Genomic DNA, 16,987 nt, shown 5'->3' on the forward strand with positions numbered 1-16,987 from the left:
ATCTCGGAGCCCTGCTCTTATTTTCCCGCAGGCCTAATATAACCCTAGGAGTATCAGTTCACAAGGTGGACGCACTTGTGAAAAACCAGGAATGGGCCGATCTATGATAAAGCAATAGCCAAGGCCAACGGTTGGGTTGAGGTGATCCTTACTCAAATCCACCCACCCCAATGCAACAGGAATATCCCGGCATTGGTGGTCACGATCGCGGCGATGGTGGTGACCACCACGATGGTGGCGGCCAAACGATAGTTGCCATTGGCGGCACGGGCCATCACGTAGCTGACCGAGGCAGTGGGCGCGCCGAAATAGAGAAACAGGATACCCAGGTCTGCGCCTCGGAACCCGCACAGCCACGCGCCGGCTGTGGCGACCAGCGGCAGTACGACCATCTTCACCAGGCTGGCGCTGATGGCCATCCGGCTGCCAGCGCGCAGGGCAGACAGCGACAGCGTGCCGCCAATGCAGATCAACGCCAGCGGCAACGTCATGTGCGCCAGGTATTGGGCGGACTGGTCAAGCCAGCCCGGCAACGGAATACGCCAGGCGGCAAAAGGGACCGCAGCCAGCACGCCAAGGATAAGCGGGTTGCGGATAACCCCCAGCGCCAGGCTGAGCGGGTCGGATTTCATCGTTGGGCTGTAATAGGCCAGCACCACGGAGGAGAGGCTGTTGTAGAGCACGATCAGCACGGCGGCCAGGATCGAGCCCACCGCGATCCCGTAGTCACCGTACATGCTGGCCGCCAGGGCCAGGCCAATGATCCCGTTATTGCCCCGGAAGGCGCCTTGTACATAAATCCCGCGGTCTTCCACCGGGCAATGCCAGCGCGCCCATAGCCAGATCAACGCGAAGCTTACAACGGTGGCAACCGCGAAATAGGCCATTACCCCCAGCTGCAGCGCCTCATTGAGGTTGGCATGGATGATCCCGAGAAACAGCAGGCAGGGCATGGTCACGTTGAACACCAGTTCGGACGCGACCTTGATAAAACCGTCGTCGATCCAGTGAACGCGCTTGAGCAGCAAGCCCATGAACAGCATGGCGAACACCGGTGCGGTGATGTTCAGGGTTTCGAGGAAAATGCCGAGCATGCGGGGGGCAGTCCGTTATCGGTTGTCTGTACTGCATCATAATTCACCGAAACGAAAAAGCGCGCCGCAAGGGCGCGCTTTTCAGGCGTACAAAGCCGGTGTTACTGCGGCCCGAGCTTGTCCATCAGCGCGGCGAGCATTTCGTACTCTTCGCCAGTGAGGTCGGTGAGCGGGGTGCGCACCGGGCCTGCATCGTAGCCCGCGATCTTCGCGCCGGCCTTGACGATGCTCACGGCATAGCCAGCCTTGCGGTTGCGGATGTCCAGGTAAGGCAGGAAGAAGTCATCGATCATCTTGCCAACGGCTACATGGTCGTCCGCGGCAATGGCGTGGTAGAAGTCCATGGCCAGCTTGGGCACGAAGTTGAACACGGCCGAGGAGTAAACCGGCACGCCCAGGGCTTTGTAGGCTGCTGCGTAAACTTCAGCGGTAGGCAGGCCGCCCAGGTAGCTGAAACGGTCGCCCAGACGGCGGCGGATGCTGACCATCAATTCGATGTCGCCCAGGCCATCCTTGTAACCGATCAGGTTAGGGCAGCGCTCGGCGAGTTGTTCCAGCAGCGGCGCGTTGAGGCGGCACACGTTGCGGTTGTAGACGATCACACCGATGTTGACCGACTTGCACACGGCTTCAACGTGGGCGGCAACACCGTCCTGGGAGGCTTCGGTCAGGTAGTGCGGCAGCAGCAGCAGGCCCTTGGCACCCAGGCGCTCGGCTTCTTGTGCGTATTCGATGGCCTGGCGGGTGGCACCGCCTACGCCAGCGAGGATTGGCACGCTGGTAGCGCAGGTATCAACGGCGGTCTTGATGACCTCGGAGTACTCGCTGGCAGCCAGGGAGAAGAATTCACCGGTGCCGCCGGCAGCGAACAGTGCGCTGGCGCCGTAAGGGGCGAGCCATTCCAGGCGCTTGATGTAGCCAGCGCGATTGAAATCGCCCTTGGCATCGAAGTCGGTAACCGGGAAAGACAGCAGGCCGGCGGAAAGGATGGACTTGAGTTCTTGTGGAGTCATTGTTGTGAACACCCTGGTGCGCTGTAGGACGAAAACCGGCGAGTGCCGATGTTGTAAGTCATCGTACAACCAGATCCAGAACACGACAAGGGGGGCGAGCGAAAGATTCCGGATTTCATGTTCGCCACAGGATCAGCGGGGCCTGCGCATATTCGCAGGCCCTTGCCGTTACACCGGGTTGGCAGCCGCTTCTTCGTGGGCCTGGCGCAGGCGCTCGCGGCTGTTGGTGAGGTGCAAGCGCATGGCGGCGCGGGCGGCGTCGGCGTCCTGGCGGGCAATAGCGTCGAAAATTTCTTCGTGCTCGCGGCTCAGCCGGTTCATGTAATGCTGCTGGTCGTCATGGGCCAGGCGGGCGGAATTGAGCCGTGTACGCGGAATGATGCTGGTGCCCAGGTGGGTCATGATGTCGGTGAAGTACCGATTCCCCGTGGCCAGCGCGATGCGCAGGTGGAACTGGAAATCCGAGGCGACTGCGTCAGTGGCGTGAGCCGCACTTTCGTTTAGCGCATCGAGGGCTTCACGCATGGCGAGCAGTTGCTCGTCGCTGCGCCGGTGGGCCGCCAGGCCTGCCGATTCCACTTCCAAGCTGATACGCAGCTCCAGCACCGCCAGCACATCACGCAAGGTGACGATGGTGGCGGGGTCGATGCGGAACCCGCTCGGGCTGGGGGTATCGAGCACGAAGGTGCCGATACCATGACGGGTTTCGACCTGACCGGCGGCCTGCAAGCGGGAAATGGCTTCACGCACCACGGTGCGGCTCACCCCCTGCTCTTCCATGATGGCGGACTCGGTAGGAAGCTTGTCGCCACGCTTGAGTTCGCCGTTACGGATGCGCTCGCTCAGGATAGCTACCAGCTCCTGAGCGAGGCTGCGGGGTTTCTTGCGGGCGCGTGGTATGGCGCTCTGATTGTCCATAGATAAAGCCGGTCTCGGGGTTGATCACGCCCCATCATAGCGCAAAGGTGCTTGTACGATCACCTTAGACTGCGCTAGGCACGCCCTCCCCTTGCGGCTGCAAATGGCCGCCCTCGATACGCACCAACCGGGGGTGGAAGCGACGCAGGCTGCTGCGATGGCCAACGCTGATAATGCTCAAGCCCGGCAGCCGATCGATAAGGCTTTGGTAGAGCACCGCTTCGTCTTCCTCGTCCATGGCTGAGGTGGCTTCGTCGAGGAACAGCCATTGAGGTTTGTAAAGCAAGGCACGGGCGAACGACAGGCGCTGTTGCTCGCCCGGCGAAAGCAGGCGCTGCCAGTGGTTACTCTCATCGAGGCGGCTTTCAAGGTGCGGTAGCCGGCAGCTTTGCAGGGCCTCGCGATAACGGTCATCTGAATAAGTGTCGCCGGGCAACGGGTAGCTCAGCGCCTCACGCAGGGTGCCGATGGGCAGGTAAGGTTTTTGCGGCAGGAACAGTGAGCGCTCTACCGGCATGTGAACCTCGCCACCACCTCGGGGCCACAGCCCACCCAATGCGCGCAGCAAGGTACTTTTACCACTGCCCGAGCGGCCGCTGAGCATCACCCGCTCCGTGGGGGCGACATCCAGGTTGGCGCCGCTCAGGAGGGTGCGGCCGTCGGCCAGCCCCAGCGCCAGGCCGGCGATATGCAGCATATGGCCCTGCTCGCGAACGTCGATAGCCTCGGGCCGTGCTTCGTTTTCATCCATGGCCTGGCGGAAACTGAGCAAACGGTCGCAGGTGGCGCGCCATTCGGCCAGGGAAGCATAGGCGTCGACGAACCAGCTGAGGTTTTCCTGCACATTGCCGAACGCCGAGTTGATCTGCATCAGCTCGCCGAGCTGGATCTTGCCGGCGAAATAACGCGGCGCCGCCACCACGAACGGGAAAATGATCGCGATCTGGCTGTAGCCAGCGGTGAAGAATGTGAGGCGCTTTTGCACCTTCATCAGCGACCAGAAGTTACCCCATACCCGCCCGAAGCGATCCACCAGCCGCGCTTGCTCGTTCACTTCGCCGTTATACAGAGCGATGCTCTCAGCGTTCTCCCGTACCCGCACAAGGGAGAAACGCAGGTCCGCCTCGTAGCGTTGCTGGCGGTTGTTCAGCGGGATCAAGTTGCGCCCGATCAGGTGCGTCAGCCAGCTACCGACCACGGCATAGATCAGCGCCGCCCAGAACATATAGCCCGGCACGGTGATGCCAAACACTTCAATGCTGCCGGACACACCCCACAGGATGATCGAGAAAGACACCAGGCTCACCACCGTGCGGATCAACCCCAGCCCCAGTGACAGCGTGGAACTGGTGAAATTATTGATGTCCTCGCTGATGCGCTGGTCCGGGTTATCGGTGTAGGCACCGGTCTCCAGGTGGTAGTAATTCTTGCGCCCCAGCCAGCGAGCGAAGTGCTGATGGGTGAGCCACCGGCGCCAGCGGATGGTCAGCATCTGGGTGAGGTAGAGGCGATAGACCGCCCCCAGGATCGCTATCGCGGCGATGCCTGCGAAATACAGAATCAGGTGGCTGAACGCCGCGGTGTCTTTTTCCTGAAGTGCGTTGTAGAAGTCCCGGTACCAGTTATTCAACAGCACTGATATCGCCACGCTGAACAACGACAGCCCGATCACCGCAATCAGCAGCAGCCAGGCCTTGCCTTTTTCTTCACTGCGCCAGTACGGCGTGACCATTCCCCAGACGCGCCGGAAAAAGTGCCCGCGTACAGCGTCGTTCACTGCAGAGTATTCAGCGTTATCCGTCATAATTCGCTCAAGGCTTCCAGACGCCCGCCTGGCATGGCGGGCAGAGAACAAAAGGTCGGCGGCTCGAGGTAAGGGCTAGCGCCTTACAGGCCGCTTCTGCAGCTTGCGTTGCAAGGTCCGCCGGTGCATCCCCAGCGCTCGCGCGGTGGCCGAGATGTTGCCTTCGTGTTCGGCCAGCACCCGCTGGATATGCTCCCACTGCAGCCGGTCCACCGACATAGGGTTGTCCGGCACCAGGCTGTCCAGATCCGCATGCTCGGACAGCAGCGCTGCAAGTACGTCATCGGCGTCGGCGGGCTTGCAAAGATAGTTACAGGCCCCCCGCTTGATGGCTTCCACGGCGGTGGCGATGCTGGAATAGCCGGTGAGGATCACCACGCGCATTTCCGGGTCCAGCTCGAGCATTTTCGGCAACAGCACCAGCCCCGAGTCACCTTCCATTTTCAAGTCCAGCACGGCGTAGTCAGGCAGGTCCTGCTGGGCGAGTGCCAGGCCTTCCTCGGCCGAACCGGCGGTGCTCACCCGAAAGCCGCGCCGGCTCATGGCGCGGGCCATCACGCGGGTAAAGGTCGCGTCATCGTCTACCAGCAGCAGGTGCGGCAGTTCTTCGCCGTCGGGTACCTGGGTTTCGTCAGTCATCTGTATCTCCTCGGGCGTCGCGGGGCAGGCGCAGCTCGGTGAGCGTGCCGCCGTCCTCGTGACTATAGAGTCTTACCGAGCCACCAGCGCGGGTAACGCTGGCCTTGCTCAGGAACAGGCCCAGGCCGAAGCCCTTGCCCTTTGTAGTAAAGAAAGGTTTACCGATTTGCTCGGCGATGGCCAGAGGCACACCCGGCCCGTGGTCGCGAATCCTGATGAAGATGTTTTCATCGTCCCAGTCCAGGTGTACTTCCAGGTCATTCGGGCACGCGTCCGCGGCGTTGTTCAGCAGGTTGAGCAGGGCCTGGGTGAGGTCGGCCGGTGGTGCAAGCCGCGGCGGCACCCCTTGTGCCAACCGCTGCAAGCGGTAGTTCGCCTCCGGCCGCATGAGGTGCCAGCGGTTGAGCGCCTCGTCGAGCCAGGCCGTGACGTCCAGCTCGATCACATCCTGGCGCCGGTTCGCTTCGGCGGCGCGCACCAGCTGCTGCAATGTCTGCTTGCAAAGCTGTACCTGATCCTGCAGCACCTGCAGGTCCTCCTGCAGGGCTGGGTCGGCGTGGTCCTGGCGCATTTCCTTGATCAACACGCTCATGGTTGCCAAGGGCGTACCCAGTTCATGCGCGGCACCGGCAGCCTGGGTGGCCACGGCCAGCAACTGCTGATCGCGCAGGCCTTCTTCGCGGCGTTGCGCGCGCCACTCATGCTGGCGGCGCAACTCCTCGGCCATGCGCGCGGCGAAGAACGTGATTACCGCCGCCGCCAGGGCGAAGCTGAGCCACATGCCGTAGATCTGCATGTTTTCCCGTGCGACGGGGAAGGTTTCGAGTGGGTAGAAGCGCACCAGCAGCAACGTGTAGCTGGCGAGCGCCAGGCCAGAGAGCATCAGCGAATAACGCCACGGCAAGGTCACCGCGGCAATGGTCAACGGCACCAGATAGTACGAAACGAACGGGTTGGTACTGCCGCCCGAGTAGTACAGCAGGGCGCTGTGAATCAGCAGGTCGCAGGCCAGCTGCACGGCGTATTCCACTTCGGTTACCGGCAGGCTGGTGCGCAGGCGCAGCGCCGTGAGGGCACACAAGATGGCCGAGAAGCACAGGGTAACGCTCAATTGCCACCAAGGGAGCGGCAGCAAATGGGTAAGGTAGGCGAAGCCCACGGAACCGGCCTGGGCAGCCAGTACGAGAATACGCACAAAGGTCAGCCGCCAGAGGTTCTGGCGGCTGGCGGATAACGGCGGGGCAGCGAGCATGGTTCTCCAGCGTGCATTCAGAACAATGGCCGCAGTATAACGACCTTCCCCTACCCTCGGCAGCGCTGCGTCAAACCACCACAGCCGGGTATCGCCGGAACCGCCTTTGATGATCTCAGTCCCAAAGACACACCGAACAAGGAATTACCCATGACCCCACGCCTTCGCCATTCTGCCCTCGCCCTTTGCATGGCGCTGCTCGCTGCGCCTGCGCTTGCCGATGAGGCCCGCTACAACCAGGTAACACTGCACGCCGAGGCCTCCCGCGAAGTGGCGCGGGACCTGATGAGCGTGACCCTCTACAGCGAAGCCCAGGACACCGACCCCGCCCGGCTTGCCGAAACCGTGACAAAAAGCCTGAACGAGGCGCTTGCCAAGGCTCGCCAGGCCAAGGGTGTAACCATTCGCCAGGGCAGCCGCAACAGCAGCCCGGTGTATGACGACAAGGGCCAGAACATCGTAGCGTGGCGCGAGCGGGCGGAACTGCGCCTGGAAAGCCAGGATTTCGCGGCGCTGGCAGGCCTTACCGGCGAGTTGCAGCAAAGCCTCAAGCTGGGCGGGATGGACTTCAGCATTGCCACCGCGACCCGGCAGCAGAGCGAGAACGCACTCATAAAGGATGCGATCGAGGCCTTCAAGGCCAGGGCGGAAATCGCCCGCCAGGCCATGGGCGCGCAGGGCTACAAGATCGTGAACCTGAGCCTGAACAGCAGCGGCGTGCCGCAGCCTTATATCCGCCCCGCAATGATGATGAAGGCGGCCAGGGCTGAAGCGGTAGCACCTGACGTGGAGGCAGGTACCACCGAGGTAACGATGAGCGCCGACGGCACCATCGAATTGCAGCTTCAGTAGCGCAACCCTCATGCGCGACGCACCAAAGAGGTGCGCCGCGGCGAAAACTCGCCCACGCTAACGGCGAAACGGCGGTGAAAATGACCAACCAACTGGTTAATTCATCTCAAATTTATATCCATGCGACATTAGAGTACGTTCGTACCGCATTTTCAGACCTGTCTTACCCTTTGGCATTGCATTCGGTATGGCCCCTGCATAAGTATCCGCAGGAAGGCTCACAAGGCCGTCCTCTTTTCGAAAAAAAGACAACAATGAGGCCCCCATGCTCAAACACGCAGTCATTCCGTTCCTGGTTGGCGCAGGCTTGCTCGCCGTTACCCCGCTGAGCCAAGCTGCTTCGAACCTGGTGTTTTGCTCGGAAGGGAGCCCGGCAGGCTTCGACCCAGGCCAATACACCACCGGCACGGACTTCGACGCCTCCGCCGAAACCATGTTCAACCGCCTCACGCAGTTCCAGCGTGGCGGTACCCAGGTCGAGCCAGGGCTGGCCACCAGCTGGGACGTTTCGCCGGACAACCTGACTTACACCTTCCACCTGCGCCAGGGCGTGAAGTTCCATACCACCGACTACTTCAAGCCCACCCGTGATTTCAACGCGGACGACGTGCTGTTCACCTTCAACCGCATGCTCGACAAAGACATGCCGTTCCGCAAGGCGTACCCCACCGAGTTCCCGTACTTCACCGACATGGGCATGGACGCGAACATCACCAAGGTAGAGAAGCTGGACGACGCTACCGTTCGCTTCACCCTCAAGGATGTGGACGCCGCGTTCATCCAGAACCTGGCCATGAGCTTCGCTTCGATCCAATCCGCCGAGTACGCCGACAAGTTGCTCAAGGAAGGCAAGCCGGAGAACATCAACCAGCAGCCGATTGGCACCGGCCCGTTCGTGTTCAGCCGCTACCAGAAAGACGCCCAGATCCGCTACAAGGGCAACAAGGACTACTGGAAGCCTGAGGACGTGAAGGTCGACAACCTGATCTTCGCCATCACCACCGACGCTTCCGTGCGCATGCAGAAGCTGAAGAAGAACGAGTGCCAGATCACCGCTTACCCACGCCCGGCTGACATCAAGCCGCTGGAAGCGGACAAGAACCTGCAGATGCCGAACCAGGCTGGCTTCAACCTGGGCTACATCTCGTACAACGTGACCCACAAGCCGCTGGATAACATCAAGGTTCGCCAGGCGCTGGACATGGCCGTTAACAAGCAGGCCATCCTCACTGCGGTGTACCAGGGCGCTGGGCAGCTGGCCGTGAACGCCATGCCGCCAACCCAGTGGTCCTACGACACCACTATCAAGGATGCCGGCTACAACCCGGAAAAAGCCAAAGAGCTGCTCAAGGAAGCCGGCGTTGCCGAAGGCACCGAGATCCAGCTGTGGGCCATGCCGGTACAGCGCCCCTACAACCCCAACGCCAAGCTGATGGCCGAACTGCTTCAGCAGGATTGGGCCAAGGTGGGCATCAAGGCCAAGATCGTCAGCTACGAGTGGGGCGAATACATCAAGCGCGCCAAGAACGGTGAAACCGACGCCATGCTGATCGGCTGGAGCGGTGACAACGGTGACCCCGACAACTGGCTGGGCACCCTGTTCAGCTGCGACGCGGTCAATGGCAACAACTTCGGCAAGTTCTGCAACCCGGACTACGAAAAGCTGATCAAGGCGGCCAAGGCTACCCCGGATCAGAGCAAACGCACCGAGCTGTACAAGCAGGCGCAACAACTGCTCAAGCAGCAAGTGCCGATGACCCCCATCGCGCACTCCACGGTGTACCAGCCGATGCGTGCCAGCGTGCAGGATTTCAAGATCAGCCCGTTCGGCCTCAACTCCTTCTATGGGGTTGGCATCAAGGACTGACCCCAAGTAAGCCCATATCGCTCGATCACCGTGGCCAGGACGGCCACGGTGCGAGAGGTGGCTGCGTCGCTGTTTGACGCAGCAGGCCGAACATTCCCACAACACTCTCGGATATTTCGCATTCCCCTGTTCAACGACCGAACGTAGTTTCGGCCGTTCGCCAACCTGTTCGTGCAGAACGGGGCGGCAACGCCATGCCCGAACGCCGCACAGCGCCGGGTTTCGCTTCACCGTAATCACAAAAGAAATACCCGGAGCTTTGGCTACCGGGGAAAAAAGCAGTCAGGAGCTACCACTTAATGAAAACCACACAACGCACTTTGCTGGCCATTGCCATCGGCAGCCTCAGCACCTATGCCCTCGCCGAACCCGCCAGCCAGGAGTTCGTGCCGCTTACCGTGAAGAGCACCAGCGCGCAAAGCGAAGCCACTGGCTTCGTTGAAGGCCAGTCGTTGTCGGGTACTACCCGTAACTTCTTCGCCCAGGAAAAATTCAAGAACACCAACGGTGGTCAGTTCACGGTTCCGAAAAACAACGGCGTGGTCGAAAAGACCAATGACCGCAAGACCTGGACCCAAGGCACTATCGTCAACTACACCTCGGGCTTCACCCAAGGCACCGTGGGCTTTGCGGTAGAAGGCGCCCTTTATAACGAAGTCGCCCTTGAGCAAGGCAAGGGGCAAATTGTCGGTGGTAGCAACCGCACGCTGGCCGAAAACAACGGCGAGGCCGTGGACCAGTGGAGCAAGCTGGGCCTGGGCAACCTCAAGGCGCGTTACTCCAACACCACCCTTACCGCCGGCCGCCAGAGCATGAACACGCCCATGGTCGCGACCATCGGCAACCGTGCCCTGCCTTCGAGCTTCGAAGGGATCAGCCTGCATAGCGCAGAGTTCGACAACCTGGCCATCGACGCTGGCACCTTCGACCGCGTATCGCCACGGACCGAACAAAGCCTCACCAAGTTCGTGAGCGAATACGGCGACCGTTCCGTCAGCGCCGACCACGTGAACACCTTTGGTGCCGTGTACAAGCCGTTCAAGAGCGTAGAAGCCAGCCTGTACGCCACCCAGGCCAAAGACCTGTGGAACCAGTACTACCTGGGCCTGACCCACGAGCTGGGTGATGCCGACGTATTTGCACTTACCACTGGCCTGAACTACTACAAAACCAAGGACGAAGGCTCCAGCAAGCTGGGCAGCATCGACAACGACACCTACAGCCTGAGCTTCACCGGCACCCACGGGGCCCACAGCCTGACCCTGGCCTACCAGGAAGTGAACGGCAACGAGTACTTCGATTACCTGCACGAAACCAACGGCATCTTCCTGGCCAACTCCCTGCTGTCGGACTTCAACGCCCCGAACGAGAAATCCTTCCAGATCGCCTACGGCGTGGACATGGCCAAGTACGGCGTGCCTGGCTTGAAATTCAGTGCATACAGCGCTCGCGGCTGGGGCATCGACGGTACCCACTATCGCAGCACCGGTTACGGCGACCTGAGCTACATGGACGGCGAACACCACCAGGAATATGGCGTGGGTACGTCCTATGCCGTGCAAAGCGGCCCGCTTAAAGCGACCACCGTGCGTGCCACCTACACCATCCACCGTGGCAGCAAGGACGATTCCAACAAAACCTTCCAGCCCGACGGCAGCTTGAACGAGCTGCGCATCGTAACCACCGTTCCATTCAACATCCTGTAAACCCGGCAACCGGGGCGGCGGGTTCGACGAATCCGCTGCCCCGGCTACGCTGCCATTGATAGCGAGAGGTCTTCCATGAAAAGCCATTCCTTGCGCGTTGCCATCGGCGCCGCCTTGTTCGGCCTGGCCGCGATGGCCAGCGCCAAACCATTGGTGGTGTGCACCGAGGCCAGCCCCGAAGGGTTCGACATCGTGCAATACACTGCGGCCACCACGGCTGACGCGTCGTCGGAAACGGTATTCAACCGCCTGGTGGACTTCACCCCTGGCAGCACGGACATCGAGCCCGGCCTGGCGGAACGTTGGGATATCTCCGAAGACGGCAAGACCTACACCTTCCACCTGCGCCAAGGCGTGAAATTCCACACCACCGATTACTTCAAGCCCAGCCGTGAATTCAACGCCGACGACGTGGTGTGGAGCTTCCAGCGCCAGCTGGACCCCAAGCACCCGTGGCATGAAAAATCCTCGATGGGCTTCCCGTATTTCGAAGCCATGGGCTTCAAGGACCTGCTCAAAAACGTGAGCAAGGTCGACGACCATACCGTGACGTTCGAGCTCAACCATCCCGAGGCGCCGTTCCTGCGGGACCTGGCCATGGGCTTTGCGTCGATTTACTCGGCCGAATATGCCGACCAATTGCTCAAGGCCGGCAAAACCGACGACCTGAACACCAAGCCGATCGGCACCGGACCGTTCATCCTTGCGCGCTACAACAAGGACGCGCAAATCCGGTATAAGGCCAACCCGGACTACTACAAGGGCAAGCCGCCAGCAGACCCACTGGTGTTCGCGATTACCGTGGACAGCAACGTTCGCCTGCAAAAGCTCAAGGCCAATGAATGCCAGGTAGCGCTGTACCCCAAGCCCGATGACGTGAAGGGCCTTAAAGCCGATCCGAACGTGCGTGTGGATGAGCTGGAGGCACTGGTGGTCAGCTACCTGGCCATGAACACCTCGCACAAATACCTCAGCGATGTACGGGTGCGCGAGGCGATTGGCCTGGCGTTGGACAAGAACAACCTGGTCAAAACGTTGTTCGGCGAGGGCAACGCAACGGTCGGTACCGGGCCTTACCCATCGACGTTGCTCGGTTTCAACTCTAGAATCGCCGACCGCCCGCACGACCTTGAAAAGGCACGGGCCTTGCTGAAGGAAGCTGGCGTGCCTGAAGGCACCCGTTTCACGGTGTTCACGCGCAACGGCGGTGGGGTGACCAACCCCAACCCGGCGCTGGCCGCGCAGTTGCTGCAGGCGGACATGGCCAAGGTAGGCCTGAACGCGGATATCCGCATTCTTGAGTGGGGCGAGCTGGTCAAGCGCATCAAGCTTGGCGAGCACGATCTAGCTTTCTATGGCTGGGCCGGCGACAACGGCGACCCGGACAATTTCGTTACCCCCAACCTCAGCTGCGATGCAGCCAAGAGCGGGGAAAACGCCGCGCGCTGGTGCAACGAGGCGTTCGACAGCCTGCTTTCGCAGGCACGGGCCGAGACGGAACCGGCCAAACGGGCGGCGCTCTATGAGCAAGCCCAGGAGATCTTCCACAAGGACCAACCGTGGATCAGCCTGGCCTACCCCAAGCTGTTCGTGGCGATGCGTAAAACTGTCGAGGGCTTCCATATCAGCCCGATGACCAATAACAACTTCGCCACCACCCAGGTGAAGTAAAACCGACCTGCCGCGGCCCCATCCAGGCCAGCGGCGGGCTCCGAGGCGGGCAGGGACATCCTTTGCCCGCCTCGGCCGTACTGGCCGACGAGGTATGACCCTGAAATGCTGAGTTTTATTGCCCGCCGAGTGGGATTGTTGATCCCTACCTTCTTCGGCATCACCCTACTGACGTTCGCGTTGATACGCCTCATCCCCGGAGACCCGGTGGAAGTGATGATGGGAGAACGGCGGGTCGACCCCGAAATGCACGCCCAGGCCATGGAACGCCTGGGGCTGAACAAGCCGTTGTACGTGCAGTACGGCAACTACATCGCCCAGCTCGCCCACGGTGACCTAGGCCAGTCCTTGCGTACCAGGGAAAGCGTGTGGAGCGAATTCACTTCGCTGTTCCCCGCCACCCTGGAGCTGTCCATCGCCGCGCTGATCTTCGCCGGCGTGCTCGGCCTGCTGGCCGGTGTGATCGCGGCGCTGCGACGAGGCTCCTTGTTCGACCATGGTGTGATGGGTATTTCCCTGGCCGGCTATTCGATGCCCATCTTCTGGTGGGGTTTGATCCTGATCATGTTCTTCTCGGTCACGCTGGGCTGGACGCCAGTGTCGGGGCGTATCGACCTGCTCTACGACATTCCGCCGAAAACCGGCTTCATGCTGATCGACACCCTGTTCACCGATGACGAAGGCGCGTGGATGGATGCCCTTCGGCACCTGATTCTGCCGGCGATCGTACTGGGCACCATTCCGCTGGCGGTGATCGCCCGCATGACCCGCTCCTCGATGCTTGAAGTACTGCGCGAGGATTACATTCGCACCGCACGTGCCAAGGGTCTCTCGCCCACGCGCGTGGTGTTCGTGCACGGCCTGCGCAACGCCTTGATCCCGGTACTCACGGTGTTCGGGCTGCAAGTGGGCACGCTGCTGGCGGGCGCGGTACTGACCGAAACCATCTTTTCCTGGCCGGGCGTCGGCAAGTGGCTGATCGAAGCCATTGGCGCCCGTGACTACCCCGTGGTGCAGAACGGCATTCTGTTGATTGCCTGCCTGATCATCCTGGTCAACTTCGTAGTGGATATCCTCTACGGCCTGGCCAACCCACGCATCCGTCACCAGCGCTGAGATCACTACCATGACAACCCAAGCTCAACCCGTGGCAGCTGACCAAAGCCTGCTCTACCCTTCTCCGCTCAAGGAGTTCTGGAAGGCCTTCGCCCGTAACAAGGGTGCGGTCGCCGGCCTTCTGTTCATGATTGTAGTGGTGTTCTGCGCCCTGTTCGCGCCCTGGGTCGCCCCGTTCGACCCCAGCGAGCAGTTCCGCGACGCGCTGCTCACGCCGCCGTCCTGGTCCGAGGGTGGCCAGATGCAATACCTGCTGGGCACCGATGAGCTGGGCCGCGACCTGCTGTCCCGGTTGATCCACGGCGCACGGCTGTCGTTGCTGATCGGCCTGTCTTCGGTGGTGATGTCGCTGATCCCGGGCATTCTCATGGGGCTGGTAGCCGGGTTCTTCCCGCGCATCCTCGGGCCTTCGATCATGCGCCTGATGGACATCATGCTGGCCCTGCCGTCGCTGCTGCTGGCAGTGGCCATCGTGGCCATCCTGGGTGCTGGCCTGATCAACACCGTGATTGCCATCGCGGTGGTCTCGCTGCCGTCTTACGTGCGCCTTACCCGCGCCGCCGTGATGGGCGAGCTCAACCGTGACTACGTCACCGCAGCGAAGCTGGCCGGCGCCAGCCTGCCTCGGCTGATGTTCGTCACTGTGCTGCCCAACTGCCTGGCGCCGCTGATCGTGCAGGCTACCTTGAGCTTCTCCTCCGCCATTCTCGACGCTGCCGCGCTGGGCTTCCTGGGCCTGGGCGTTCAGCCACCTACCCCGGAGTGGGGCACCATGCTGGCCTCGGCGCGGGACTACATCGAGCGCGCCTGGTGGGTAGTGAGCCTGCCTGGCCTGACCATTCTGCTCAGTGTGCTGGCGATCAACCTGATGGGCGACGGCCTGCGCGATGCGCTGGACCCGAAACTCAAGAACGCGATTTGAGGACGCCTACATGTCACTGCTCGAAATCAAGAACCTGAGCGTGCGCTTCGGCGACGCCAATGCAGTACCTGTGGTCGATGGCCTGGACCTGGCCGTGGACCGTGGTGAAGTACTGGCCATCGTGGGCGAGTCCGGCTCCGGCAAGTCCGTCACCATGATGGCCCTGATGGGCCTGGTAGAGGCGCCCGGTATCGTCAGCGCCGATGCACTGCGCTTCGATGGCCATGACATGCTCAAGCTGAGCAAGCGCCAGCGCCGGCAAGTGGTGGGCAAAGACCTGGCGATGATCTTCCAGGACCCGATGACTGCCCTGAACCCCAGCTACACCGTGGGCTTCCAGATTGAGGAAGTGCTGCGCGCGCACCTTGGCCTGTCGGGCCGTGCTGCCCGCGCCCGCGCACTGGAGCTGCTGCAAAAGGTAGAGATCCCCGCAGCCGCCAGCCGCCTTGACGCGTATCCGCACCAGCTCTCGGGCGGCATGAGCCAGCGCGTTGCGATCGCCATGGCCATCGCCGCCGAGCCCAAGCTGTTGATCGCAGATGAACCCACTACCGCGCTGGACGTGACCATTCAGGCGCAGATCATGGAACTGCTGCTGGCCCTGCAGAAGGACCAGGACATGGGCTTGATCCTGATCACCCACGACCTGGCCGTGGTGGCTGAAACCGCCCAGCGCGTGTGCGTGATGTACGCCGGCCAGGCAGTGGAAGTGGGCCATGTGCCGCAGCTGTTCGACGCACCCGCGCACCCTTACAGCGAAGCACTGCTGGCGGCGATTCCAGAGCACAGCGAAGGCGCCGAGCGGCTGTCCACGCTGCCGGGTATCGTGCCGGGCCGCTACGACCGTCCACACGGTTGCCTGCTGTCGCCCCGCTGCCCCTATGTTCAGGAAAACTGCCGTCAGCAGCGCCCTGCTCTGGACCAGAAAGCCCAGAGCCTGGCCCGCTGCTTCTACCCGCGTAACCAGGAGGTGGCGTAATGAGCGTCGTACTTACCGCCCGCGAGCTCACTCGCCACTATGACGTTTCCCAGGGGGTGTTCAAGCCTCACGCGACCGTGCAAGCGCTCAATGGCGTGTCGTTCGAACTGGAAGCCGGGAAAACCCTGGCCGTGGTTGGCGAATCCGGGTGCGGCAAGTCCACCCTGGCCCGCCAGCTTACCCTGATCGAAGAACCGAGCTCCGGTTCGCTGAAGATCGCCGGCCAGGAAGTGGCGGGTGCCAGCAAGGAACAGCGCAAGCAATTGCGCCGTGACGTGCAGATGGTGTTCCAGAGCCCTTATGCCTCGCTCAACCCGCGGCAGAAGATCGGCGACCAGCTGGCCGAACCCCTGCTGATCAACACCAACCTGTCGCGCACCGAGCGCCGCGAAAAAGTGCAGGCGATGATGCAGCAGGTGGGCCTGCGCCCTGAGCACTATCAGCGCTACCCGCATATGTTCTCGGGCGGCCAGCGCCAGCGCATCGCCCTCGCCCGGGCCATGATGTTGCAACCCAAGGTACTGGTGGCGGACGAACCGACCTCGGCGCTGGACGTCTCCATCCAGGCGCAGGTGCTGAACCTGTTCATGGACCTGCAGCAGCAGTACCAGACCGCCTACGTGTTCATCTCTCACAACCTGGCGGTAGTGCGCCACGTGGCGGATGACGTGCTGGTGATGTACCTGGGCCGGCCAGCGGAAATGGGCCCCAAGGAAGACCTGTACCATAACCCGCTGCACCCCTACACCCAGGCGCTGCTGTCGGCCACCCCGACCATCAAGCCCAACCCGGACAAGCCCCGGATCAAGATCGCTGGCGAGCTGCCCAACCCACTCAACCCGCCATCGGGCTGCGCTTTCCACAAACGCTGCCCGTATGCCACGGAAAAATGCGTAACCGACGTGCCTGCCTTCCGCCCGGTGGGTACCCGCCAAGTGGCTTGCCACTATGCGGAGCAGTTTCTGAAAGCCTGAGGGCGCCAGCCCGCGAAAATTGCCCCCAATTCGCGAGCTGCCGCCGGAGGGCCGGCCCCGCCGCTTCCCACAGACTGAACTGAATCCTGTAGGAGACGGGCGGAGCTCGCGAATAAGGGCTTAGAAAAACTGCGCAAGACAGTTCCCACAAGGATTAAAGGTCTCCTAGAGGCTCCGCTT

14 protein-coding genes are annotated in these 16,987 nt (G+C 61.7%); 8 read left to right on the top strand and 6 right to left on the bottom strand.

What is annotated here, in order from left to right:
- Positions 1–152: 152 nt before the first annotated feature.
- The 6 genes from G7016_RS14630 to G7016_RS14655 all read right to left on the bottom strand — a co-directional run bounded on the left by G7016_RS14630 (position 153) and on the right by G7016_RS14655 (position 6,720).
- Positions 153–1,094, bottom strand: coding sequence for an AEC family transporter (locus G7016_RS14630; RefSeq protein ID WP_181115496.1), 942 nt, complete (start codon positions 1,092–1,094; stop codon positions 153–155).
- 101 nt (positions 1,095–1,195) lie between these two features.
- A complete protein-coding gene (gene kdgD / locus G7016_RS14635; protein ID WP_181115498.1) occupies positions 1,196–2,107 on the bottom strand; it encodes a 5-dehydro-4-deoxyglucarate dehydratase in 912 nt (303 codons plus the stop codon).
- 168 nt (positions 2,108–2,275) lie between these two features.
- Positions 2,276–3,025 (bottom strand): FadR/GntR family transcriptional regulator, encoded by a 750-nt coding sequence (locus G7016_RS14640; protein WP_181115500.1) that lies wholly within the window; start codon positions 3,023–3,025, stop codon positions 2,276–2,278.
- Positions 3,026–3,089: 64 nt separating this feature from the next.
- Positions 3,090–4,829 carry an ABC transporter ATP-binding protein/permease gene (locus G7016_RS14645; RefSeq protein WP_181115502.1) on the bottom strand — a complete coding sequence of 580 codons (1,740 nt, stop codon included), beginning with the start codon at positions 4,827–4,829 and terminating at the stop codon, positions 3,090–3,092.
- Positions 4,830–4,904: 75 nt separating this feature from the next.
- A complete protein-coding gene (locus G7016_RS14650; protein ID WP_181115504.1) occupies positions 4,905–5,468 on the bottom strand; it encodes a response regulator transcription factor in 564 nt (187 codons plus the stop codon).
- A complete protein-coding gene (locus tag G7016_RS14655; RefSeq protein WP_181115506.1) occupies positions 5,461–6,720 on the bottom strand; it encodes an ATP-binding protein in 1,260 nt (419 codons plus the stop codon). Before G7016_RS14655 ends, G7016_RS14650 begins: the two co-directional genes overlap by 8 nt.
- Positions 6,721–6,870: 150 nt before the next feature.
- On the opposite strand from G7016_RS14655, the gene G7016_RS14660 reads away from it, so the two are divergent.
- The 8 genes from G7016_RS14660 (at position 6,871) to G7016_RS14695 (ending at position 16,807) form a co-directional block, all read left to right on the top strand.
- Positions 6,871–7,572, top strand: coding sequence for an SIMPL domain-containing protein (locus G7016_RS14660; RefSeq protein ID WP_181115508.1), 702 nt, complete (start codon positions 6,871–6,873; stop codon positions 7,570–7,572).
- 265 nt (positions 7,573–7,837) lie between these two features.
- Positions 7,838–9,439 (top strand): ABC transporter substrate-binding protein, encoded by a 1,602-nt coding sequence (locus G7016_RS14665; RefSeq protein WP_181115510.1) that lies wholly within the window; start codon positions 7,838–7,840, stop codon positions 9,437–9,439.
- A 299-nt stretch (positions 9,440–9,738) separates the two neighbouring features.
- Entirely contained in the window at positions 9,739–11,145 is a 1,407-nt protein-coding gene (locus G7016_RS14670; RefSeq protein WP_181115512.1) for an OprD family porin, read from the top strand.
- A gap of 75 nt (positions 11,146–11,220) precedes the next feature.
- Positions 11,221–12,816, top strand: coding sequence for an ABC transporter substrate-binding protein (locus G7016_RS14675; protein WP_181115513.1), 1,596 nt, complete (start codon positions 11,221–11,223; stop codon positions 12,814–12,816).
- Between the two features lie 105 nt (positions 12,817–12,921).
- Positions 12,922–13,932 (top strand): ABC transporter permease subunit, encoded by a 1,011-nt coding sequence (locus G7016_RS14680; protein WP_181115515.1) that lies wholly within the window; start codon positions 12,922–12,924, stop codon positions 13,930–13,932.
- Positions 13,933–13,942: 10 nt separating this feature from the next.
- Positions 13,943–14,854: an ABC transporter permease subunit gene (locus G7016_RS14685; RefSeq protein ID WP_181115517.1), complete on the top strand. Its 912-nt coding sequence runs from the start codon at positions 13,943–13,945 to the stop codon at positions 14,852–14,854.
- A gap of 10 nt (positions 14,855–14,864) precedes the next feature.
- A complete protein-coding gene (locus tag G7016_RS14690; RefSeq protein ID WP_181115519.1) occupies positions 14,865–15,833 on the top strand; it encodes an ABC transporter ATP-binding protein in 969 nt (322 codons plus the stop codon).
- Positions 15,833–16,807 carry a peptide ABC transporter ATP-binding protein gene (locus tag G7016_RS14695; protein ID WP_181115521.1) on the top strand — a complete coding sequence of 325 codons (975 nt, stop codon included), beginning with the start codon at positions 15,833–15,835 and terminating at the stop codon, positions 16,805–16,807. The genes G7016_RS14690 and G7016_RS14695 overlap by 1 nt, the downstream gene beginning before the upstream one ends.
- Positions 16,808–16,987 lie beyond the last annotated feature (180 nt).

It is taken from the genome of Pseudomonas japonica (genome assembly GCF_013522925.1).
GTDB lineage: Bacteria > Pseudomonadota > Gammaproteobacteria > Pseudomonadales > Pseudomonadaceae > Aquipseudomonas > Aquipseudomonas japonica_A.

Coding starts and splice junctions, on each gene's coding strand:
- G7016_RS14670 (WP_181115512.1), top strand. CDS start 9,739: ATGAAAACCACACAACGCACTTTGCTGGCCATTGCCATCGGCAGCCTC.
- G7016_RS14665 (WP_181115510.1), top strand. CDS start 7,838: ATGCTCAAACACGCAGTCATTCCGTTCCTGGTTGGCGCAGGCTTGCTC.
- G7016_RS14660 (WP_181115508.1), top strand. CDS start 6,871: ATGACCCCACGCCTTCGCCATTCTGCCCTCGCCCTTTGCATGGCGCTG.
- G7016_RS14695 (WP_181115521.1), top strand. CDS start 15,833: ATGAGCGTCGTACTTACCGCCCGCGAGCTCACTCGCCACTATGACGTT.
- G7016_RS14630 (WP_181115496.1), bottom strand. CDS start 1,094: ATGCTCGGCATTTTCCTCGAAACCCTGAACATCACCGCACCGGTGTTC.
- G7016_RS14685 (WP_181115517.1), top strand. CDS start 13,943: ATGACAACCCAAGCTCAACCCGTGGCAGCTGACCAAAGCCTGCTCTAC.
- kdgD (WP_181115498.1), bottom strand. CDS start 2,107: ATGACTCCACAAGAACTCAAGTCCATCCTTTCCGCCGGCCTGCTGTCT.
- G7016_RS14690 (WP_181115519.1), top strand. CDS start 14,865: ATGTCACTGCTCGAAATCAAGAACCTGAGCGTGCGCTTCGGCGACGCC.
- G7016_RS14655 (WP_181115506.1), bottom strand. CDS start 6,720: ATGCTCGCTGCCCCGCCGTTATCCGCCAGCCGCCAGAACCTCTGGCGG.
- G7016_RS14645 (WP_181115502.1), bottom strand. CDS start 4,829: ATGACGGATAACGCTGAATACTCTGCAGTGAACGACGCTGTACGCGGG.
- G7016_RS14640 (WP_181115500.1), bottom strand. CDS start 3,025: ATGGACAATCAGAGCGCCATACCACGCGCCCGCAAGAAACCCCGCAGC.
- G7016_RS14680 (WP_181115515.1), top strand. CDS start 12,922: ATGCTGAGTTTTATTGCCCGCCGAGTGGGATTGTTGATCCCTACCTTC.
- G7016_RS14675 (WP_181115513.1), top strand. CDS start 11,221: ATGAAAAGCCATTCCTTGCGCGTTGCCATCGGCGCCGCCTTGTTCGGC.
- G7016_RS14650 (WP_181115504.1), bottom strand. CDS start 5,468: ATGACTGACGAAACCCAGGTACCCGACGGCGAAGAACTGCCGCACCTG.